The 20,462-nt window shown below is 65.2% G+C and carries 16 protein-coding genes and 1 other RNA gene; 5 read left to right on the top strand and 12 right to left on the bottom strand.

The features are described from left to right. Positions 1 to 3: 3 nt before the first annotated feature. The 8 genes from rpsA to gyrA form a co-directional block, all read right to left on the bottom strand. A complete protein-coding gene (gene rpsA, locus AB3147_RS07380) occupies positions 4 to 1,716 on the bottom strand; it encodes a 30S ribosomal protein S1 (RefSeq protein WP_175122832.1) in 1,713 nt (570 codons plus the stop codon). Positions 1,717 to 1,930: 214 nt separating this feature from the next. Beyond that, entirely contained in the window at positions 1,931 to 2,611 is a 681-nt protein-coding gene (gene cmk, locus AB3147_RS07375) for a (d)CMP kinase (protein WP_370633081.1), read from the bottom strand. A gap of 21 nt (positions 2,612 to 2,632) precedes the next feature. Continuing rightward, on the bottom strand, positions 2,633 to 3,955 hold the full coding sequence (gene aroA, locus AB3147_RS07370) for a 3-phosphoshikimate 1-carboxyvinyltransferase (protein ID WP_367351661.1): 1,323 nt from the start codon (positions 3,953 to 3,955) through the stop codon (positions 2,633 to 2,635). Between the two features lie 4 nt (positions 3,956 to 3,959). Beyond that, a complete protein-coding gene (locus AB3147_RS07365; RefSeq protein WP_367351660.1) occupies positions 3,960 to 4,862 on the bottom strand; it encodes a prephenate dehydrogenase in 903 nt (300 codons plus the stop codon). Further along, positions 4,859 to 5,980, bottom strand: a complete 1,122-nt coding sequence (gene hisC / locus AB3147_RS07360; protein WP_175137462.1) for a histidinol-phosphate transaminase — start codon at positions 5,978 to 5,980, stop codon at positions 4,859 to 4,861. Before hisC ends, AB3147_RS07365 begins: the two co-directional genes overlap by 4 nt. A 10-nt stretch (positions 5,981 to 5,990) precedes the next feature. Beyond that, positions 5,991 to 7,076: a prephenate dehydratase gene (gene pheA, locus AB3147_RS07355; RefSeq protein WP_367351659.1), complete on the bottom strand. Its 1,086-nt coding sequence runs from the start codon at positions 7,074 to 7,076 to the stop codon at positions 5,991 to 5,993. Beyond that, entirely contained in the window at positions 7,069 to 8,199 is a 1,131-nt protein-coding gene (gene serC, locus AB3147_RS07350; RefSeq protein WP_367351658.1) for a 3-phosphoserine/phosphohydroxythreonine transaminase, read from the bottom strand. The genes pheA and serC overlap by 8 nt, the downstream gene beginning before the upstream one ends. Beyond that, positions 8,199 to 10,859, bottom strand: coding sequence for a DNA gyrase subunit A (gyrA, locus tag AB3147_RS07345; protein WP_367351657.1), 2,661 nt, complete (start codon positions 10,857 to 10,859; stop codon positions 8,199 to 8,201). The genes serC and gyrA overlap by 1 nt, the downstream gene beginning before the upstream one ends. 412 nt (positions 10,860 to 11,271) lie before the next feature. Here gyrA and ompA point away from each other — a divergent pair, with 412 nt between their 5' ends. From ompA to ssrA, 5 genes are all read left to right on the top strand, one after another. Beyond that, complete coding sequence (gene ompA, locus AB3147_RS07340; RefSeq protein WP_056322232.1) at positions 11,272 to 11,853, top strand: outer membrane protein OmpA; 582 nt, start codon at positions 11,272 to 11,274, stop codon at positions 11,851 to 11,853. Positions 11,854 to 12,001: 148 nt separating this feature from the next. Continuing rightward, positions 12,002 to 12,730, top strand: a complete 729-nt coding sequence (gene ubiG / locus AB3147_RS07335; RefSeq protein ID WP_367351656.1) for a bifunctional 2-polyprenyl-6-hydroxyphenol methylase/3-demethylubiquinol 3-O-methyltransferase UbiG — start codon at positions 12,002 to 12,004, stop codon at positions 12,728 to 12,730. After that, complete coding sequence (locus AB3147_RS07330; protein WP_175122840.1) at positions 12,727 to 13,401, top strand: HAD-IA family hydrolase; 675 nt, start codon at positions 12,727 to 12,729, stop codon at positions 13,399 to 13,401. Before ubiG ends, AB3147_RS07330 begins: the two co-directional genes overlap by 4 nt. Before the next feature lie 419 nt (positions 13,402 to 13,820). Continuing rightward, the gene (locus AB3147_RS07325) at positions 13,821 to 14,999 is read left to right on the top strand and encodes an MFS transporter (RefSeq protein WP_367351655.1); all 1,179 of its coding nucleotides are present in this window, start codon (positions 13,821 to 13,823) and stop codon (positions 14,997 to 14,999) included. A 90-nt stretch (positions 15,000 to 15,089) separates the two neighbouring features. Next, positions 15,090 to 15,478: a transfer-messenger RNA gene (gene ssrA, locus AB3147_RS07320) on the top strand. A gap of 75 nt (positions 15,479 to 15,553) precedes the next feature. Here ssrA and AB3147_RS07315 read toward each other — a convergent pair. The 4 genes from AB3147_RS07315 to AB3147_RS07300 all read right to left on the bottom strand — a co-directional run bounded on the left by AB3147_RS07315 (position 15,554) and on the right by AB3147_RS07300 (position 20,337). Next, positions 15,554 to 15,808, bottom strand: coding sequence for a hypothetical protein (locus AB3147_RS07315; protein ID WP_175137404.1), 255 nt, complete (start codon positions 15,806 to 15,808; stop codon positions 15,554 to 15,556). Between the two features lie 170 nt (positions 15,809 to 15,978). Further along, positions 15,979 to 18,432 carry a TonB-dependent siderophore receptor gene (locus tag AB3147_RS07310; protein WP_367351654.1) on the bottom strand — a complete coding sequence of 818 codons (2,454 nt, stop codon included), beginning with the start codon at positions 18,430 to 18,432 and terminating at the stop codon, positions 15,979 to 15,981. Positions 18,433 to 18,701: 269 nt separating this feature from the next. After that, entirely contained in the window at positions 18,702 to 19,712 is a 1,011-nt protein-coding gene (locus AB3147_RS07305) for a FecR domain-containing protein (protein WP_218345152.1), read from the bottom strand. Positions 19,713 to 19,743: 31 nt separating this feature from the next. Then, on the bottom strand, positions 19,744 to 20,337 hold the full coding sequence (locus tag AB3147_RS07300) for a sigma-70 family RNA polymerase sigma factor (RefSeq protein WP_218345153.1): 594 nt from the start codon (positions 20,335 to 20,337) through the stop codon (positions 19,744 to 19,746). Between the last annotated feature and the right edge of the window lie 125 nt (positions 20,338 to 20,462).

Below are 20,462 nucleotides of genomic sequence, written 5' to 3'. Positions count from 1 at the left end.
GAATTAACCGTCGTTGCGCTGTTGGTCCAGCTTGGCCTTCAGCAGCGCGCCGAGGTTGGTGGTGCCGGACGAAGCGCTGGCATCGGACATGCGCTGGATCGTGTCGGCGGTTTCGGCGTTGTCACGGGCCTTGATCGACAGTTGGATCGAACGCGTCTTGCGGTCGATGTTGACGATCATGGCTTCGATGTTTTCGCCGGCGGACAGCACGGTGGTGGCATCTTCGACGCGGCCCGAGGAGATCTCGGAAGCGCGCAGGTAGCCTTCGACGTCCACGGACAGCGTCACGACGGCGCCCTTGGCTTCGACGGACTTGATGGTGCCCGGAACGACGGCGCCCTTGTCAAACGTGGCGACGAAGTTGTTGAAGGGGTCGCCTTCCAGCTGCTTGATACCCAGCGAGATGCGTTCCTTGTCGGTGTCGATGCCCAGAACCACGGCTTCGATTTCGTCACCCTTCTTGAAGTTGCGCACGGCTTCTTCACCAGATTCCGCCCACGACAGGTCGGACAGGTGAACCAGGCCGTCGATGCCGCCGGGCAGGCCGACGAACACGCCGAAGTCGGTGATCGACTTGATGGCGCCGCGGACCTTGTCACCACGCTTGAAGTTCGTGGCGAACTCTTCCCACGGGTTCTGGCGGCACTGCTTCATGCCCAGCGAAATACGGCGACGGTCTTCGTCGATTTCCAGGACCATGACTTCGACTTCTTCGCCCAGGGTCACAACCTTGCGCGGGTCGACGTTCTTGTTGGTCCAGTCCATTTCGGACACGTGGACCAGACCTTCGATGCCGGCTTCGACTTCAACGAACGCGCCGTAGTCGGTCAGGTTCGTGACCTTGCCGAACAGGCGGGTGCCTTGCGGGTAGCGGCGAGCCAGGCCCACCCACGGATCTTCGCCAAGCTGCTTGACGCCCAGGGAGACGCGGCTCTTTTCCTGGTCGAACTTGAGGACCTTGGCTTCGACTTCCTGACCCACTTGCAGGACTTCGGAGGGGTGACGCACACGGCGCCAGGCCATGTCGGTGATGTGCAGCAGACCATCGATGCCGCCCAGGTCGACGAACGCGCCGTAGTCGGTGATGTTCTTGACCACGCCCTTGACCACGGCACCTTCGTGCAGGGTTTCGAGCAGCTTTTGACGCTCTTCGCCCATGCTGGCTTCCAGCACCTGGCGACGCGACAGCACAACGTTGTTGCGCTTGCGGTCGAGCTTGATGACCTTGAATTCGAGGGTCTTGCCTTCGTACGGGGTGGTGTCCTTGACCGGACGCAGGTCCACCAGCGAACCCGGCAGGAACGCGCGGATGCCGTTGGTCATGACGGTCAGGCCGCCCTTCACCTTGCCGGTGATGGTGCCGGTAACCAGTTCGCCGTTCTCCAGGGCCTTTTCCAGTTGCAGCCAGGCCGACAGGCGCTTGGCGCGGTCACGCGACAGGATGGTGTCGCCGTAGCCGTTTTCCAGGGAATCGATGGCCACCGAGACGAAATCGCCGGGTTGCACTTCGAGCTCGCCCTGGTCGTTCAGGAACTCTTCCAGGGGGATCAGCGCTTCGGACTTCAGGCCGGCGTTGACGACGACGAAATTGTGGTCGACGCGCACGACTTCGGCGCTGATGACCTCGCCGGACTTCATGTCCTGGCTCTTGAGGCTTTGTGCGAAAAGGTCGGCGAAGCTTTCGCCGCCGGTGGCGGTAGTGGAAACGGAAGACATGGGGTTGAAATCCATTGGGCCGAAATGGCCGTTAAGAACACACCGCAGCGGATTGCCCGCCACAGTGGAGTCAAAATACCTGCCGGCTGGCTGACCCTTGCGGGGTGGCCCGTGGGGGAGTCGCCTGGCTTGAGCAGGGCCTAATCAAAAAATGCTAAAAAACTGCCGGTAGCAATACTGCCTGTAGCAACACTGCCCGTAAATTCACTTAACTTCACGGGTTGGCTTGCTGCCAGAAATCCAGGATTGCCTGCACCGTTTCCGCGATCGTCAGATTGGACGAATCCAGCACGTGTGCATCTGCTGCGGGAGCCAGCGGCGCAGTGGCGCGCCCGGTGTCGCGCGCGTCACGCTCGCGCATATCCCGCAAAAGGTCGTCTAGATTAGCAGAAATTCCCTTTTCGATCAACTGCTTACGCCGCCTCTCCGCCCGGGCGACCACGTCGGCGACCAGGAAGACCTTCAGCGACGCGTCCGGGAACACGACGGTGCCCATGTCGCGGCCGTCCGCAACCAGGCCGGGCGGCAGCCGGAAGGCGCGCTGGCGCTCGAGCAATGCCTGCCGCACCCCCGGGAAAGCCGCCACGCGCGATGCGAAATTGCCCACTTCCTCGCGGCGGATGTCATGGCCGGCATCGGCCCCCTCGAGGTAAACGTGCGGTCCGTCGAACCTTACATCCAGCGTCTCGGCCACGCGCGCCACGGCGGGCTCGTCGTCGGCGGCAACGCCGCGGTTGATGGCAGCCAGCGCAGTCAGCCGGTAGAGGGCGCCGCTGTCCAGCACCGCCCAGCCCAGCGCCTTGGCGACGCGATGAGCCACGGTGCCCTTGCCGGACGCGGTGGGACCGTCGATCGTGATGACCGGGGCCAGGGAGGCGGAAGTTGAAGCAGTCAAAGTCATGGATGCGATGCAGCGCTAGGCCGAAACCAGGCCGGCGTAGACGTCAAAGTAACCCGGGAACGTCTTGCTGACACATCCGGGATCAAGAATGCGGACCGCCGCCGGTCCGAATGCCGCCAGCGAAAAGCACATCGCCATGCGGTGGTCGTCCCAGGTGCCGATGTGGGCATCGCGCCAGGCGTCCTGCGCCGGCGGCGTCACGCGCAGCCAATCGGGGCCGGACTCCACCTGCGCGCCCAGCTTTTCCAGCTCGGTCTGCATGGCATGGATGCGGTCCGTCTCCTTGACGCGCCAGCTGCCGATGTTGCGCAGCCGGCAAGGACCGTCGGCGTACAGGGCCAGCGCCGCGGCTGTCATCGCCGCGTCGGGGATCAGGTTGAAATCGGTATCAAAGGCCTTGAGGCGCTCGCCGTCGGCAACCTGCACCCCCGACACCTCGATCCAGTCCGGACCGTAGGTAACCTTGGCGCCCATGTCGGCCAGGGTGCTCGCGAATCCCACATCGCCCTGGATGCTGTCGGCGCCGACGCCGGTCACGCGCACCGGGCCGCCGCCAATGGCGCCCAGCGCCAGGAAATACGACGCCGTCGATGCGTCCCCTTCCACGGCGATCTGCCCCGGACTGCGATAGGCGGCGCCCGCGTCCACAACGAATCGGCTCCAGCCGTCCCGTTGCACCAGCACGCCAAAGCGCGCCATCAGGTTCAGCGTGATCTCGATGTAGGGCTTGGAAATGAGCTCTCCCACGACCTCGATCGTGACGGGCTTGCCGCTGCGAGCAGCCTGCAAAGGCGCGGCCAGCAGCAAGGCGGTCAGGAACTGGCTGGAGACCGAACCCTGCACGCGGGTCACGGCGTTTTCAGCGATGTCGCCGCGGCCGATGTGCAGCGGCGGATAACCCGGCTGGCCCAGATAGTCGATACGCGCGCCCAGCGCGTTCAGGGCATCGACCAGGTCGCCGATCGGGCGCTCGTGCATGCGCGGCACGCCGGACAGGCGGTAGTCGCCGCCCATGAGGGCCAGTGCCGCCGTCAACGGACGGATTGCGGTGCCCGCATTACCCATGAAGAGGTCGGCGCTTTCCACCGGAAAACGGCGCACGCCCTGCACCGTGACGCGCCCGGCTTCCAGGTCGGACACCTGCACGCCCAACTGACGCAACGCCGCCAGCATGACGCGAGTGTCGTCGGAGTCCAGCAGGCCGGTGATGACCGTCGTGCCTTCGGCGATGGCCGACAGCAACAGCACGCGGTTGGAAATGCTCTTGGATCCCGGCAAGGCCATCGCGCCCTGCGCACGCCGCACGCGCGGCAGATCGAGGTAAGACAAAGCGCCCATTGAACTACTCCTTGCGCCAGCCGCGGCGCGCACGCGCCGCCGTGTCCAGCAGCGTCAGCAAAGCCTCGCCGTCGCCATCGGCAATGGCGCGCTCGGCCCGGTCCAGCACGCCGCGCACAGCGGCCAACTCGGCCAGCATCGCGTCGCGATTGGACAAAAAAATGTCGCGCCACATTTCGGGCGATCCGGCGGCAATACGGGTGAAATCACGAAAGCCGCTGCCCGCCAGTTCCAGCCGGGTCGCGGCGTCGGCGGCCGTGGCTACCTGTTCCATATACACCGACGACAGCAGATGCGGAAGATGGCTGACCGACGCGAGCACGCGATCGTGTGCGCCGGCGTCCATGTCGATCACGTGCGCGCCGCAAGCCTGCCAAGCCTGGCGCACGAGCGCCATGGCCGCCGCGCCGTTTTCAGGCACGGGCGTGAGGATGACGGTGCGTCCGCGGTAGAGGTCCGCATCCGCGGCTTCCGGCCCGGTGCGCTCGGCGCCCGCGATGGGATGGCCCGGCACGAACTGCCCGATGCGATCGCCCAGCGCATCGCGCGCCGCCTCGACCACTTCGGCCTTGGTGCTGCCGCCGTCGGTCAGCACGGCGTGCGGCAAGAGGTGCGTCCGCATCTGCGACAGCACGTTTGTCAGGCCGCCGACCGGCGTGGCCAGCATGATGAGATCCGCCTGGGCCGCCGCGGCTTCGGCCGTCACGGCCTCGTCGATGAGGCCCAGCGCCACAGCGCGTTCCAGCGACTGCGCATTGCGCCCCACGCCCAGCACCTTGCCCACCTGCCCTGCCTGCCGCAAGGCCGCCGCGAACGATCCGCCGATCAAGCCGACGCCAACCACTGCCAATACAGGAATCAGGGGGCCCGCGGCCCCCTGATCTGAAGAAGGTAACGCGTCGTTCATGCGGTCAGGATGGCGGTCAGGGCGTCGATGAATCGGGCGTTCTCTTGAGGCAGTCCGATGGAAACGCGGAGCCACTCCGGCAGACCGTCGCCCGCAACGGGACGCACGATGACGCCGCGCTTGAGGAGTTCAAGATTGATGCGCGGCGCGTCGCCCACGTGAACCAGCACGAAGTTGCCATAGCTGGGCACGTAACGCAGATTCAGCTTGTCGAACGCGGCGCACAACTGGGCCTTGCCTGCCTTGTTGGAAGCGTAGGCTTGCTCGAGGTATTCGGCATCGCCGAGCGCTGCGATGGCCGCGGCTTGGGCCAGCGTATTGACGTTGAACGGCTGGCGCACGCGGTTGAGCAGGTCGGTCAGGCCGGGCTGCGCCACCGAGAAACCGACGCGCAGGCCCGCCAGGCCATAAGCCTTGGAGAACGTGCGCGACACGATCAGGTTCGGGTACTGGCGCGCCAGCGCGGTGCTGTCAAAGCGCAGCTCCGGATCCAGGTATTCGTTGTAGGCCTCGTCCAGCACGACCGTGACACGGTCGCCGTGCGCGGCATGCACGCGTTCCAGGAAGTCCGCGACCTTGTCGCCCGGCACGAAGGTGCCGGTGGGGTTGTTCGGGTTGGCGATGAACACCAGGCGCGTGTCGTCGGCGATCGCGTCGAACATCGCATCCAGGTCGTGGCCGTGGTCCACGGCCGGCACCACGATGTGGCGCGCGCCGCGCGCCTGCGTGGCCAGGCGGTAGACCGCAAACGAGTGCTGCGCGTACACCGCGGAAGCGCCCGGCTCCAGCAGCGCCAGCGCAGCGATTTCCAGGATGTCGTTCGAGCCGTTGCCGAGCGTGATCCAGTTCATCGGCACGCCGTAGCGTTCAGCCAGCGCCGCCTTCAGGTCAAAGCCGTTGGGGTCCGGGTAGCGTGCCAGCGATTCGGCCGCAGCCAGCATGGCCGCCTTCGCCGATTTGGGCATGCCCAACGGGTTTTCGTTGGACGCCAGCTTGACGATGGTCGCCGGATCCAGCCCGAATTCGCGGGCCAGTTCTTCGATCGGCTTGCCTGCCTGGTACGGGGCGATGGCGCTGACGTGCGCGGGGGCAACGAGGGGCTTGGATGCGTGGGTCATGATGTGGGATTCACTGCGCCGGGTACGAGCCCAGCACTTTGAGGTAGGCAACCTGCGCCTGCAGGGCCGCCAGGGCGCGCTCGACATTCGGGTCGTTCCGGTGGCCCAGGACGTCGACGTAGAAATAGTATTCCCACTGGCCCGTACGCGCGGGGCGCGACTCGAAGCGCGTCATCGACACGCCGTTGGCGGCCAGGGGCGCCAGCATTTCATAGACGGCGCCCGCGCGGTTCGGCACCGCCAGGATCAGGCTGGTCTTGTCCTTGCCGCTGACCAGGGGCTCGATGTTGCCGATTGCGAGGAAGCGGGTGCGGTTGTGCGGGTCATCCTGGATGCCGGCGGCGACGATCTGCAGGTTCCAGGCGGGCGCAGCCACTTCGCCGGCAATGGCCGCGATGCTCGTATCCGACGCGGCGGCGCGCGCTGCTTCGGAATTGCTGGAGGCGGCCACGCGCTCGACGTCGGGATAGTTGCGCGTCAGCCAGCCCTGGCACTGGGCCAGCGCCTGCGGGTGCGCGGAAATGGTCTTGATGCCGTCCATGCCGCCCGATTGCGACATCAGGCAATGGCGGATGACGAGCGAACGCTCGCCCAGGATCTTGACCGGCGTGTTCAGCAGCAGGTCCAGGCTGCGGTTGACAGCGCCTTCGGTGGAATTTTCCACCGGCACCATGCCCACGTCTGCCTGACCGGCCTCGACAGCCCGGAAGACCTCGTCGAACGAGGCGCAAGGCAGCTTCTGGACCGCATGGCCAAAGTGTTCCAGCGCAGCCTGCTCCGAGAACGAACCCTGCGGTCCCAAAAACGCGACGGTCATGCCGCGCTCCAGGCCCCGGCATGCGGAGATGATTTCGGTCCAGACCGACGCCACGCCGGCGTTCGGGAACGGACCCGGATTGATCTGCTGCAGGCGGCGGATGACCTCGGCTTCGCGTTCGGGACGCAGCACGGGTCCATCGGCGTGCGCGGCATGCTTGGCCTCACCCACTTCGAGCGCGGCGCGCGCGCGCTGCGACAGAAGATCGAGGATCTGCGCATCGAGGTCGTCGATGCGCTTGCGCAGGGGAAGCAGCTTGCGCTGCAGCTCGTCATCCATGGCGGCGCTCGAATTCCTTCAGGTACTCGACCAGCGCCGCCACGCCTTCGAGCGGCAGCGCGTTGTAGATGGAGGCGCGCATGCCGCCCACGCTCTTGTGGCCTTTCAACTGCGTGAGGCCCGCTGCCTCGGCGCCCTTCAGGAAGGCGTCGTTGAGCGACTCGTCATGCAGCACGAACGGCACATTCATGCGCGAACGCACGGGCGCGTGAATGGGATTGCGGTAGAAGCCGGTGCTGTCCAGGTAGCCGTACAGAAGATCGGCCTTCGCCTTGTTGGCGGCTTCCATGCCGGCCACGCCGCCGTTGGCCTTGACCCACTTGAACACCAAGCCCGCGATGTAGATCGCAAAGGTGGGCGGGGTGTTGTAGCGCGAGTGTTCGGCCGCTACGTTGGCGTAGTCGAACGCCGAGGGGCAGATCGGCAAGGCCTGGCCAATCAGGTCGCGGCGCGCGATGACCATGGTGACGCCGGCCGGGCCAGCGTTTTTCTGCGCGCCGGCGTACATCATGCCGCAGCGCGACACGTCCATCGGGCGCGACAGGAAGTGCGAAGAGGCGTCGATGACCAGGGGCACGTCGGGTGCGCCGAGGTCAGCGGTGTCGGGCCAGTCCAGGAATTCGACACCGCCAATGGTTTCGTTGCTGCACAGGTGCAGATAGGCCGATTCCTTGCGCACCTGCCACGTATCGGCAGGCGGCACCCAGGTCAGCGGCGCCTGTTCGCGGCCGTCGATCTGGGTGGCGTGATCGGAACTGGCCGCGATGTGCGTGCTGCCGTAGCGGCCGGCTTCCTTGTACGAACGCTTGGACCAATGGCCCGTCACGACGAAATCCGCGGCTGGCGCGCCGCGGCGTCCCATGAGATTCATGGGAACGATGGCGTTTTCCCCGGAACCGCCGCCTTGCATGAACATGACGGCGTAATCGGCCGGCAGGCCCAGCAAGTCGCGCAGATCGGACTCTGCTTCATCGCAGATCTGCACGAAATGCTTGCCGCGATGGCTCATTTCCATCACGGACATGCCGCTGCCGTGCCAGTCCAGCATTTCTGCAGCGGCTTGCTGCAGCACCACCTCGGGCAAGACCGAGGGGCCGGCCGAGAAGTTCCAGGGGCGGGCCATTATTGCTCCGTAGGTTCCGTCGAATCTGCTGCGTCGTTGCTGTCGTCGCCACCGGTTTGCTGGCCGTCTTCGTCCATTTCGCCGTCATCGTCCGCGTCGCTTTCGACGACACGGCGCACGCCGGACAGCGTGCTGCCGTCATCGACGTTGATCAGCGTGACGCCCTGAGTCGCACGGCCCATTTCGCGGATTTCCGCGACACGGGTGCGCACCAGGACGCCGCCGGTGGTGATTAGCATGATCTCATCGGTAGGCGTGACCAGCACCGCGCCCACCACCTTGCCGTTACGCGAGGTGGTCTGGATGGCGATCATGCCCTTCGTGCCGCGGCCATGGCGCGTGTACTCCGCGATCGGCGTGCGCTTGCCATAGCCGTTTTCCGTGGCGGTCAGCACCGTCTGCGTTTCGTCGCCGGCGACCAGCAGCGCGATGACCGTCTGCGTGTCCTCGAGCATCATGCCGCGCACGCCGCGGGCGTTACGGCCCATCGGACGCACGTCGTTTTCGTCGAAGCGCACGGCCTTGCCGGCGTCCGAGAACAGCATGACGTCGTGCTTGCCGTCGGTGAGATCCGCGCCAATCAGGTAGTCGCCATCGTCAAGGTCGACGGCGATGATGCCGGCCTTGCGCGGGTTGGAGAAGTCGGACAGCGGGGTCTTCTTGACCGTGCCGCGCGAGGTCGCCATGAAGACATAGTGGTCTTCGCTGAATTCCTTGACCGGCAGCACCACCGTGATCTTCTCGCCGTCGGCCAGCGGGAACATGTTGACGATCGGCTTGCCGCGCGAGTTACGCGTGCCTTGCGGCACTTCCCAGACCTTCAGCCAGTACACACGGCCGCGATTCGAGAAGCACAGCAGGAAGTCGTGCGTGTTGGCGATGAAGAGCTGGTCGATCCAGTCGTTTTCCTTCATGGCCGTGGCCTGCTTGCCGCGCCCGCCACGCTTTTGCGAGCGGTACTCGGACAGCGGCTGGCTCTTGATGTAGCCGCCGTGCGACAGCGTCACGACCATGTCGGTCGGCGTGATCAGGTCTTCGGTATCGAGTTCCGTCGCGTTCAGTTCGATTTCCGAACGGCGCGAATCCTTGGCGCCGGTCGAGAACTCGGCCTTGATGGCCTGCAGCTCTTCGCTGATGATCGTCGTGATGCGCTCGGGACGGGCCAGAATGTCCAGCAGGTCGGCGATGGTGGACATGATGTCCTTGTACTCGCCAACAATCTTGTCCTGCTCCAGCCCGGTCAGGCGTTGCAGGCGCATGTTCAGGATTTCCTGGGCCTGCGTATCGCTCAGGCGATACAGGCCGTCGCCCTGAAGACCGAACTCGACGCCCAGATCGTCCGGACGGAAAGCCGCGCGGCCGCCCGGCGTGTCGCCGTCGGCGCGCGACAGCATTTCGCGCACCAGCGACGAATCCCAGGACTTCGCCATCAGTTCCTGACGGGCGACAGGAGGAGTCGGGGCCGCCTTGATGATCGCGATGAAATCGTCGATGTTTGCCAGCGCCACCGCCAGGCCTTCCAGCACGTGGCCGCGCTCGCGGGCCTTGCGCAACTGGAAAACCGTGCGGCGCGTGACCACTTCCCGGCGATGCTGCAGGAAGTAGTCGATCATCTGCTTCAGGTTGAGCAGGCGGGGCTGGCCGTCGACCAGCGCCACCAGGTTCATCCCGAAGGTGTCCTGCAGCTGGGTGTTCTTGTAGAGGTTGTTCAGCACGACCTCGGGCACTTCGCCGCGCTTGAGCTCGATGACAAGGCGCATGCCGTCCTTGTCCGACTCGTCGCGGATGTCGGAGATGCCTTCGATCTTCTTGTCGTTGACCAGCTCTGCGATGCGTTCCTGCAGCGTCTTCTTGTTGACCTGGTAGGGAATCGCGTCGATCACGATCGCCTGGCGATTGCCCTTCTCCATGTCTTCGAAGTGCGTCTTGGCGCGCATGATGACGCGGCCGCGACCCGTGCGATAGCCTTCGCGCACGCCGGACATGCCATAGATGATGCCGCCCGTGGGGAAGTCCGGCGCCGGGATGAGCTCGATCAGCTCATCGACCGTGCACGCCGGATTGCGCAGGCAGTACAGGCAGCCGTCGACCACTTCCTGGAGGTTGTGCGGCGGAATGTTGGTCGCCATGCCCACCGCGATGCCGGAGCTGCCGTTGACCAGCAGGTTGGGCAGGCGCGACGGCAGCAGCAGGGGTTCCTGTTCGCTGCCGTCGTAGTTGGGTCCGAAGTCGACGGTTTCCTGGTCGATGTCGGCCAGGAGTTCGTGGGCGATCTTGGCCAGGCGGATTTCGGTGTAACGCATCGCCGCGGCGTTGTCGCCGTCGATGGAACCGAAGTTGCCCTGGCCGTCGACCAGCATGTAGCGCATGGAGAAATCCTGCGCCATGCGGACAATGGTGTCGTACACGGACTGGTCGCCGTGGGGGTGGTACTTACCGATGACGTCCCCGACGATACGCGCTGACTTCTTATAGGCGCGGTTCCAGTCGTTGTTCAGCTCGTGCATCGCGTAGAGCACGCGCCGGTGGACAGGCTTCAAGCCGTCCCGCACATCCGGTAGCGCCCGACCGACGATCACGCTCATCGCGTAATCGAGGTAACTGCGGCGCATCTCTTCTTCCAGCGATACCGGAAGCGTCTCCTTGGCAAAGGAATCCATATATATAACGACAGAATCGTGTAAGGAGGAACCCGGGCCGGGTAAACAGGAAATTCTATCATTCGATTGGGGGACCGGTCCGATGGGCCGTCCTGAGGCGCCGCAAGCGGGCCGCGACGGACCGATCAGAAACGCCGCCCGGCCACGCCCACCCGCGCCCTGCGGCCCTGTTGTCAAAAACCAACATGGGAAACGGCAGGAGTGCCGAAAACGTCATATCCAGCATTAATGCGCCTGTCCAGGGAAGCCAAAGCCCCCCAAATGCCTTAAGATTGTTTCCAGCACGCAGGAAACCCAGTAGCTATTCCTTTGAACCAGCTCTTGGCGTTGCTATACTGGCCCCGTTTTCCTGATATGCGGCGGGGGTTCGCTGCGAGTCACTTATCCAGCTTCAAGCTCAACGAGGAGAAACATGAACAAACCCTCCAAATTCGCTCTGGCGCTCGCCTTCGCCGCCGTCACGGCCTCTGGTGTAGCTTCCGCGCAAACCGTGGACAACTGGCGCAACCCGTTCGGTAACGTTTGGAAGAACGGCACGAACGAACTGTGCTGGCGCGATGCCTTCTGGACCCCGGCCACCGGCATCCCCGGTTGCGACGGCGTCCCGGTTGCCCAACAGAAGGCGAAGCCGGCCCCGATGGCGGCAAAGGTCGTGTTCAATGCTGACACGTTCTTCGACTTCGACAAGTCGACCCTGAAGCCCGAAGGTCGCCAACTGCTGCAGCAAGTCGCTCAGCAAGCCAGCACCATCGATCTGGAAACGATCATCGCCGTCGGCCACACCGACTCGATCGGTACCGAACAGTACAACCAGAAGCTGTCCGAGCGCCGCGCCGCTTCGGTCAAGGCTTACCTGGTCAGCCTGGGCATCGACCCCAACCGTATCTACACGGAAGGCAAGGGCGAACTGCAGCCGATCGCTTCCAACAAGACGAAGGAAGGCCGCGCCCAGAACCGTCGCGTTGAGATCGAAATCGTGGGTAGCCGCAAGTAATTGCCGGACTAGCTACAATAAGGGGGCCTCGCACAGCGAGGCCCTTTTTTTCGCCTGCGATGCACCCCTCTGGTGCATCGGCAAGCCCCTTCCTCGCCTAGCGCGCTGGACCCCTCTATATATAGAGCAGCCTTACGCCGGACCGCCCATGAACACGCAAACTCACGACACCGCGCAAGCCTCCGTCAACGCCGATCAGGCCGAAATCGACAAGTTCAGCGCCTTGGCCAGCCGCTGGTGGGACCCCGAAAGCGAGTTCAAGCCGCTGCATGCCATCAATCCGCTGCGGCTGGAGTGGATTCAGGAATGCGCCGGCAGCCTGGCCGGCCGCAAGGTGCTGGACGTAGGTTGCGGCGGCGGCATCCTGTCGGAAGCGATGGCCCGGAGCGGCGCCGACGTAACCGGCGTCGACCTGGCCGACAAGTCCCTGAAGATCGCGCGCCTGCATGGCCTGGAATCGGGCGTGAAGGTGGAATACCGCAAGGTGCCCGTCGAGGAACTGGCTGCCGAGCAGCCAGGCCAGTATGACGTGGTGACCTGCATGGAAATGCTGGAGCACGTGCCGGATCCGGCCTCGATCGTGCGCGCCTGCTCGACGCTGGTGAAACCCGGCGGCTGGGTGTTCTTTTCCACGTTGAACCGCAACGCCAAGTCGTTCGTGTTCGCGATCATCGGCGCGGAGTACGTCCTGCGCCTCCTGCCCCGCGGCACCCACACCTACGACCAGTTCATCAAGCCCAGCGAGCTGTCGGCGGCGGCGCGCGGCGCCGCCCTGGAACCGGTGAGCATGCGCGGCATGGAATACAACCCGATCACCCAGATCTACTCGCTGACTTCCGACACCTCGGTCAACTATCTGATGGCAACCCGTAAATGAGCGCCCTGATCCTGTTCGATTTCGACGGCACCCTGGCCGACACCGCCCCCGACCTGGCAGCCGCCGCGAACCGTCAGCGCACCCGCCGCGGCCTGGAGCCGATGGCGTACGAGGCGCTGCGTCCCGTGGCATCTCAGGGCGCGCGCGGACTGTTGCGCGTGGCGCTGAACCTGCAACCGGGCGACGCAGACTATGAGCCCACCCGCCTGCAGTTTCTGGAAGACTACGCCGCCAGCTCGACGGTGCACAGCAAGCTGTTCCCCGGGATCGAAGACCTGCTGGCCGACATCCGCAACCGTGGCATGTCCTGGGGCATCGTCACCAACAAGGTCACCTACCTGACCCTGCCCATCGTCGAATTCCTGGACCTGACGCGCGACAGCGCCGTGCTGGTTTGCGGCGACACCACCGCCCACGCCAAGCCGCATCCCCTGCCCTTGCAACACGCCGCGCGCGAAGCGGGTTTTGAGACCGACCGCTGCGTCTACGTCGGCGATGACCTGCGCGATATCCAGGCCGCCCACGCGGCGGGCATGCCCGCCGTGGCCGCGGCCTATGGCTACGTCGGCGAAGACGACAACGTCATTGCCTGGCAGGCGGAAACCTGCGCGAATTCGCCAGAGGAACTCTGGTCCGCCATCGAGCCGCTGCTGCCCCGCGACTTGCGCTAAATGCCGGGGCTGGGTCGTTTGCCCGTCCGCCCCGCCTTCGGTCACGCCCCGCCTTCGGTGATGACGCACCTTCCAACGCGGCATCCCCGCTGATGACGCCGCAGCTGCCGGCGATTGTTCTGTCGAATTAGTGCAGCAGGCCGAACAATCTATCCGGATGCCGGGGGTTTATCCGCCCGGCGATCTCCCCTAAAGTGTGAACCGTGCATCGCGATCCGGGTTGTCCGGATCGCTCCGTTTCCGGCTCATGCCGGCGTTGCAGCCTCTCGCAGGCGGCGACGACATCTCCGTGCTGGCGGACCTCCGCGTCCCGCCGCACCGTGCCCGCTACGTTGACGCGGCGCACGCCCGACCTTTTGACCTTGCCTTCAACTCCCTGCCCGCGCGGCGCCATCCGGCCTCGCGTCCAAGGAATGCCTATGCTTTTGCCCATCCTGCTACTTTCCGCCGCCGGCTTCACCATCCTGACCACCGAGTTCCTGATCGTGGGGCTGCTGCCCGGGCTTGCCCGCGATCTGGACGTGACCGTTTCCCAGGCAGGCCTGCTGGTGACGCTGTTTGCCTTCACGGTCGCGGCGACCGGCCCCCTGCTCACCGCCCTGATGGCCAACATGGAGCGCAAGCGCCTGTTCATCGGGGTGCTGGTGCTGTTTGGCCTGTCCAACGCGCTGGCCGCCGTGGCGCCCAACATCTGGATCATGGCGATCGCGCGCTTTGTGCCGGCGCTGGCCCTGCCGGTGTTCTGGTCGCTGGCCAGCGCGACCGCCGTGGAACTGGTGGGCCCCGCGCGCGCCGGACGCGCCATTTCGACGGTGGCGTTCGGCATCGTGGCCGCCACGGTGTTCGGCATTCCGATCGGTGTGCTGATCTCGGACGCGTTCGGATGGCGCGCCGCGTTCTGGGTGCTGTCTGTGGTGGCGTTTGCCAAGGCCCTGCTGCTGCTGCTGACCTTCCCCAGCACGCGCATCCGCGCCGACAGCGTGCGCCTCGTCACGCAACTACGCATCCTGCGCAAACCCATCGTGGTGAGTCACGTGGCGCTCTCGCTGCTGGTGTTCACCGGCATGTTCACGGCCTATACCTATCTGGCGGACATGCTGGAGCGGCTGGGCGGCTTCGACGGCAAGACCGTCGGCTGGACGATGATGGCGTTTGGCGCCGTCGGGCTGGTGGGCAACACGCTGGGGGGACGCCTGGTGGACCGCAGCCCGCTCGGCGCCACGGCGCTGTTCTCGTCGCTGATGGCGGTTGGCCTGGCGTTCGTCGCGCCGGTCATGCAGTCGCACGGTCTACTGGCTGTCGCGCTGGGCATCTGGGGAATCGCCCAGGCCGCACTTTTCATCGTCTGCCACGTACGGCTGATGAAGTCCGCCCCCGAGGCGCCCGCGTTTGCCGCGTCGCTGAACATCTCCGGCGCGAACATCGGCATCGGCCTGGGCGCGGTGGTTGGCGGACATGTGATCGACCACTACGGCCTGGCGACGCTGGGCGGCGCCGCGGCCGTCATCGTGGCGGTTGCCGTCGGGCTGGCCGCGCTGATGATGGCGGCGTCCCGGGGCCGGCGGCAATCCAAGGCGGCGTGCGCCAACGCGGCCTGACGCCAAGCTTGTCTCGCCCCCGCCACGCTTGACACCGCTTGGGTTTACAGGATGGCAGGCGCTTGCATTTGCAGTACAATGGAAGGTCTTGGGGCCGATCCGGATTCGACGTGGGTCGCGAAACAACTCAGGGCATGCCGAGCACCAGTACGCTCGTTAAACCACTGGAACACTACAAACGCCAACGACGAGCGTTTCGCTCTCGCCGCTTAAGCGGTGAGCCGCTGCACTGATCTGTCCTTGGGTCAGGCGGAGGAAGGCAACTTCCTAGGGGGGTAACCCTCGAACCGCAGCAGCGACATTCACAAGGAATCGGTCTGCGCTGGGGTCACACGGCTCAGATTTAAATTACGTGAATCGCTTTGGTCCGGCCTGTCGGTTGGCTAAGTCCAAAGTTAAAACCAAATAAATCGACTACGCATGTAGAACTGGTTGCGGAGGGCTTGCGGACGGGGGTTCAATTCCCCCCGGCTCCACCAAATTCCGTTCAGCAACGTCAGCTGAAACCAAAAATCCTCAAGGGTGCAGACCCTTGAGGATTTTTTTCGTCTGGGTCACTGCCGGTTGACCCAGTCCTGGGCTCCTTCGATGAACCAGGGGAGATTCAGGCGTTCGCCCTCGCCCGATTGAATCGTCAGGCGCTGGCCGGACGGGTTGACGTTGTTATTGGAACCCGCCGGCGAATCCAGCGGCCGGCTGCGGTAGTCCACGTTGTTTCGCGGTTGCTGCGGGGTCTCTGCGCAGGCGGCGAGGGCTGCAATGGCCGCCCCGGCGAGCAGCAGGCGCAGCGCTGCGTGATGAATCTTCATGGTGTTCGGTTCCTGCTGGCGGCACAGGCCGGCGTGCCAGGCAAAACGGCCTTTCCCGTACCTTACTCGCATTAGGGTGGCCGCGTCAGGCAGCTCGGGTCGCCTGGCCGCCCACGTCAGCCTTCCCCCCTCCAACCGAAGCAGGTCGGGCGCGGGCGCGGCCTCCCAGGTCAGAACTGATACTTCAACGTCAGCATGGCGTGGCGGGTAGGCGCGTAGATCCCGGTGTAGAAGGTGGTGTCCAGCCCCTGCAGGTACTTCTTGTCGAACACGTTGTTCAGGTTCAGCGTGGCCGAGAGCTGGCGGTTGAAGTCGTAGCGCGCCATCAGGTTGGCGACGGCGTAGGCGGGCTGCTCGCCCTTGAGGGTGACGCCCGGCAGGGACCAGGTGGTGGCGCTGTAGTAGATGCGGCTTTGCCAGTTGACGCCGCCGCCCACGGTCAGGCGGTGCCAGTCGCCGGGCAGGCGGTAGGTGGTCCACAGCTTGGCCATGTGGCGCGGGAAGATGGTTCGGATAGTCCCGCCCTCGCCGTCTTTGGTGATGCTGTAGCTGTAGCTGAGCGCGGCTTGCCAGCCGGGGGCCAATTCGCCGTTGAACTCGATATCCAGGCCCGACGTTTTGGCGCCGCTGACGGCGCGGTACGCCGGTTCCCGCACGGTGCCGGGCACGAACTGGCCTTCGTCGACTTCGGCAAGGTTGTCCTGGCGGATCTGATAGAGCGCGATGGCGCTGGTGAGGCGGCCGCCAAAGTAGTCGCTCTTCAAGCCGATTTCGTAGTTGTCGCCGGTGCGCGGGTCCAGCACGTTGCCATTGCGATCGCGGGCGCTTTGCGGCTTGAAGATGCTGGTGTAGCTGGCATAGACGGAATGCTGGTCGTTCAGGTCGTAGACGATGCCGGCGTAGGGCGTGACAACGCCGCTTTCGCTCATTTCCGTGATCTTGTTGTTTCGCGCCAGCGCGGGCGACGTGTAGATCTGCGAGAGCTTGTAGCGGTAGTTGCTGACGCGCGCGCCCACGATGACGGCGAGGTCGTCTGTGGGCTTCAGGCGCAACGCGGAATAGACGCCCTGCTGCTTTTGCCAGCCGTCGTAATCCATGAGTTTCTGGCCTGACGCGGTAGGCCCTGCAGTGTCGTTGCCCCAGGTGTAAATGTTGACGTCACGGCCTTCGATGTCGTCGTCGGCCGGCTCGTGATAGTTATTGAACTCCGCCCAATTCATTCCCACGACGAACTCGTGCTGCCTTCCCCACAATTCGAATGGTCCGGCCGCCTGCACGTCGAAGCCGGTCTGGCGCTGGCGGGCGCTGCCCAGGCCGCCATAGAACTGCACGCCGTCGCCCGTATTGCGCTCGACGAAACCCCAACTGGCGTCGGCCGACGAAAATTCGCGCTTGCCGTGAAGGTAGTTGCCCGAAAACTTGAGCTTCCAGTCGTTGACGAACTTGTGCTCGAGGTTGAGGAAGGCGTTGTAGACCTTGAGCTCGTCGGTGTTCCAGCGTGCCCCGGCGTTGTCGGACGCCTTGAAATCGGTCTGCTGACCGTCAGCGTAAAAGAGCGGCAGTCCGGTCGACGACTGTCCGCGCGGATCGTTGTTCTGGTAGTCGATGCCCGCCGTGAGCATTGTGTTCGGCGTAAGGTCGGCCTCCAGCACGCCGTAGAAAACCGACTTGTTTTCCTTGTAATAGTCGATATGCGTGTTGCCCTGCTCGTGCGCAGCGACGAAGCGGCCGCGCAAGGTGCCGGCGTCGTTGATGGGCCCGCCCACGTCCAGTTCGCCGCGGCCACGGCCCCAGGTGCCTGCGCCCACGCTGGCATAGCCCTGGAATTCGCGCGTGGGCTTCTTGCGGATGAGGTTGACGGTGCCCGAGGGATCGCCCGCCCCCGTCATCAGCCCCGTTGCGCCGCGCAGGACCTCGACGCGGTCATAGATGGCCAGGTCCGTCTGGCTCTGCGGGATGTTCTGCGACACGATGTCGGTCGCGGTCAGGACGCCATCAAACTGATAGTTATCGATGTTGTAGCCGCGCGAAAGAATCGAGAACCGTCCTGTGCCGATGTTCTGCACCGAGATGCCCGGCGTGCGGTCCAGCAGCGCCTCGATGCTGTCGACGCCCTCGTCCTCGATGCGCTGGCGCGTCATGACGCTGATGGTCTGCGGCGTCTCGCGCTGCGTGAGCGGCAGGCCGGTGGCGAAGGACAAGGGGCCGGTCATGGCGTAGCTGTTCGAACCCTCCGTGGCGCCAAAGCCGTCGGCTTGGACGGTGACGGGCGCCAGCGTGGCCACACCGCCGGCGGGCGCCGCGCGGTGCAGCACATAACTGCCGCCCTCTGCCGGCGATGCGGCCAGGCCGGTGCCCGCCAGCAAGGCATTCAACGCGGCGCGCGGGTCCAGGTCGCCCGACACGCCCGGGCTTTGCTTGCCCTGCGCGAGTTCGCCGGCGCCGGCGACCAGCACGCCTGACTCGCTGGCAAAGCGGGCGAGCACCGTGCTCAACGGGCCAGCGGGAATGTCGTAATGCCGCGTCGCGGCTGCGGCGGATTGTTGAGCCGCCGCGGTCTGCGCATAGGCGTCCGGCGCGTCGACGGCCAAGACCGCCACGCCACCCGCGATCGCCCATTGCACGAGACGCGCCGTGCGGGTCAGGCGGGATCGGCCCGCCAAGCGGCGGAATGAGTGGGGCGGCCGCTTAGCGGCAAGGACTGAATGACGGGGCATGACGAACTGGGTTCCGATGAGGTTTATCGACGAGCCGTGCGATTGAATTCGCTCTCATTAGGGGAATCGAACGAGAACCTCAAAAGCGGAACCGGGTGGGAGAAAAATTGTTGCGATGCCGTGCGAATCGCGATGAATCGCGGACGGGCGGGCGGCGGGAAAGGGTGAGGATCGCGTCAGCGGCTGCCGACCGGACCACCGCGCGGCTGGATGCTGACCCACCACGGCAAGGTCCGCTGGATGCGGATGGGCAGAACGCCTTCCAGCATGGCCAGCGCCCGATCGGGGTCGGTGGCCGGATAGCTGCCGATGACCGGCAGGTTGGCGATCTCGGGCGCCACGCGCAGCACGCCGCCGCGATAGCGCTGCAGCTCGCTGGCGACATCCGCCAGCGGCGTGTTGTTGGTGACCAGGATGCCGCGCGACCAGGCCTCGCGCGCGGGGTCGGCGGATTGCGTGACGGCCAGCATTGCATCCGTGAAGCGCGTCTGCTCGCCCGTCTGGATAACGCGCGTGCTGCCCGTGACGGCGGTGCGCGCTTCGACGGCGCCCTTGTAGACGGCCACCAGCGTCTCGTCGCCGTCGAGCCGCACCGTGAATCGCGTGCCGAGGGCGCGCACCCTGCCCTGCGGGGTATCGACGACAAACGGGCGTGCGGGATCGGCCGCGGTCTGTATCAGTATTTCGCCTGCCAAGAGGCGAAGCCGGCGCAGGCCGCCGCTGTAATCCTCGTCGAAGGCGCTGCCGGTGCCGAGCCAGACGACGGAACCGTCGGCCAGTTCGATCTGCCGGACCTCGCCGGTGGCGCTGCGGTGATCGGCCGCCCAGGCCAGCACCACGCCGGGAAGCGGCGTGAGGCGCCACGCCGCCAGTCCGGACAGGCCCGTGCCGGCCAGCGCCGCCAGGCCGAACAACATCTGACGCCGCCGCGCCATGCGGCTATTGGCCATGCAATAGCCCTTGGCGGCGGCGTCGCGGCCGGGGCTGGACTGGACGGGTTGGAACTGGCTGCTGATGCGCTCGACGTAGCCCCAGGCGGTCCGGTTTTCCTGCGCGCGTTCAAGCCAGGACTGCCAGCGCCGGCGCTCGTCGGGCGTGGCCTCGCCGGAGCGCAGCAGCGCAAACCATTCGGCAGCCTGCTCAAGCGCCTGGTGCGTGGGCTCGACGGCGGATTGCACGGAGGTCATGTTGCGCCTCGAACGCGGAAATCCCAGCCTGTCATGCCGAACCGGTCCCCACGGGCGCGGCCGAATTCACATGGATCGGCGGTTCGATGGCCACCGACCGAGCCTCCAGCATCAGGCAGTGCAGCATGGCCTGGGCGACATACTTGCGAACCATTCGGGTGGACACACCCAGCTCCTGCGCCACTTCCTTGTCGGACATCTCGCACGCGACCGCCATGACGAAAGCATTGGCGGCTTTAACCGGCATGCTGCGCAGCATGCCGTCGATTTCCAGCAGCGCCTGGATGACGATGACCTGATGTTCAGCCGACGGGGCCACGGCCTCGGGCCGCGCGGCCAGCTCTTCCAGCCACATCTGCTCGATCTGGCGGCGCCGCCACAGGTCCACGCACATGCCGTTGGCCATGGCTCGCAAATACGCCCGAGCCTCGGGAGCGCTGTCGAAGCGGCGCGGCTTCTGGATAAGGCGCACAAAAGCGTCGTGCGCCAGGTCGGCCGCGTCACACGAATTGCCCAGGCGCCGGCGCAACCACCCATGAAGCCATCCGTGATGGTGGGTGTACAGGGATTCGATTTGTGAGGACGGCGCGTCGCTGGCCACGGCGGTAGAAGGACCTCCGGCCATCCTGGGACGCCCGGAAATCTAAATAAGAATTACTCGTGATTATCCGCACAACGGCCCCATTTTGCAACGCGGCATTTTCGTTGGCGCGAATCGGCGCGTTTGAAGCCCGGCGTTCATAACGGAAA

The sequence above is a fragment of the Achromobacter animicus genome, assembly GCF_040775605.1.
Lineage (GTDB): Bacteria > Pseudomonadota > Gammaproteobacteria > Burkholderiales > Burkholderiaceae_B > Achromobacter > Achromobacter animicus.
The sequence above is the reverse complement of the archived record's forward strand: the minus strand, read 5'-3'. Positions and strand labels throughout refer to the sequence as shown.

Coding starts and splice junctions, on each gene's coding strand:
- AB3147_RS07305 (WP_218345152.1), bottom strand. CDS start 19,712: ATGACCTCCGTGCAATCCGCCGTCGAGCCCACGCACCAGGCGCTTGAG.
- ubiG (WP_367351656.1), top strand. CDS start 12,002: ATGAACACGCAAACTCACGACACCGCGCAAGCCTCCGTCAACGCCGAT.
- hisC (WP_175137462.1), bottom strand. CDS start 5,980: ATGACCCACGCATCCAAGCCCCTCGTTGCCCCCGCGCACGTCAGCGCC.
- pheA (WP_367351659.1), bottom strand. CDS start 7,076: ATGGATGACGAGCTGCAGCGCAAGCTGCTTCCCCTGCGCAAGCGCATC.
- rpsA (WP_175122832.1), bottom strand. CDS start 1,716: ATGTCTTCCGTTTCCACTACCGCCACCGGCGGCGAAAGCTTCGCCGAC.
- AB3147_RS07315 (WP_175137404.1), bottom strand. CDS start 15,808: ATGAAGATTCATCACGCAGCGCTGCGCCTGCTGCTCGCCGGGGCGGCC.
- ompA (WP_056322232.1), top strand. CDS start 11,272: ATGAACAAACCCTCCAAATTCGCTCTGGCGCTCGCCTTCGCCGCCGTC.
- AB3147_RS07300 (WP_218345153.1), bottom strand. CDS start 20,337: ATGGCCGGAGGTCCTTCTACCGCCGTGGCCAGCGACGCGCCGTCCTCA.
- AB3147_RS07325 (WP_367351655.1), top strand. CDS start 13,821: ATGCTTTTGCCCATCCTGCTACTTTCCGCCGCCGGCTTCACCATCCTG.
- gyrA (WP_367351657.1), bottom strand. CDS start 10,859: ATGGATTCCTTTGCCAAGGAGACGCTTCCGGTATCGCTGGAAGAAGAG.
- AB3147_RS07365 (WP_367351660.1), bottom strand. CDS start 4,862: ATGAACGACGCGTTACCTTCTTCAGATCAGGGGGCCGCGGGCCCCCTG.
- serC (WP_367351658.1), bottom strand. CDS start 8,199: ATGGCCCGCCCCTGGAACTTCTCGGCCGGCCCCTCGGTCTTGCCCGAG.
- aroA (WP_367351661.1), bottom strand. CDS start 3,955: ATGGGCGCTTTGTCTTACCTCGATCTGCCGCGCGTGCGGCGTGCGCAG.
- AB3147_RS07330 (WP_175122840.1), top strand. CDS start 12,727: ATGAGCGCCCTGATCCTGTTCGATTTCGACGGCACCCTGGCCGACACC.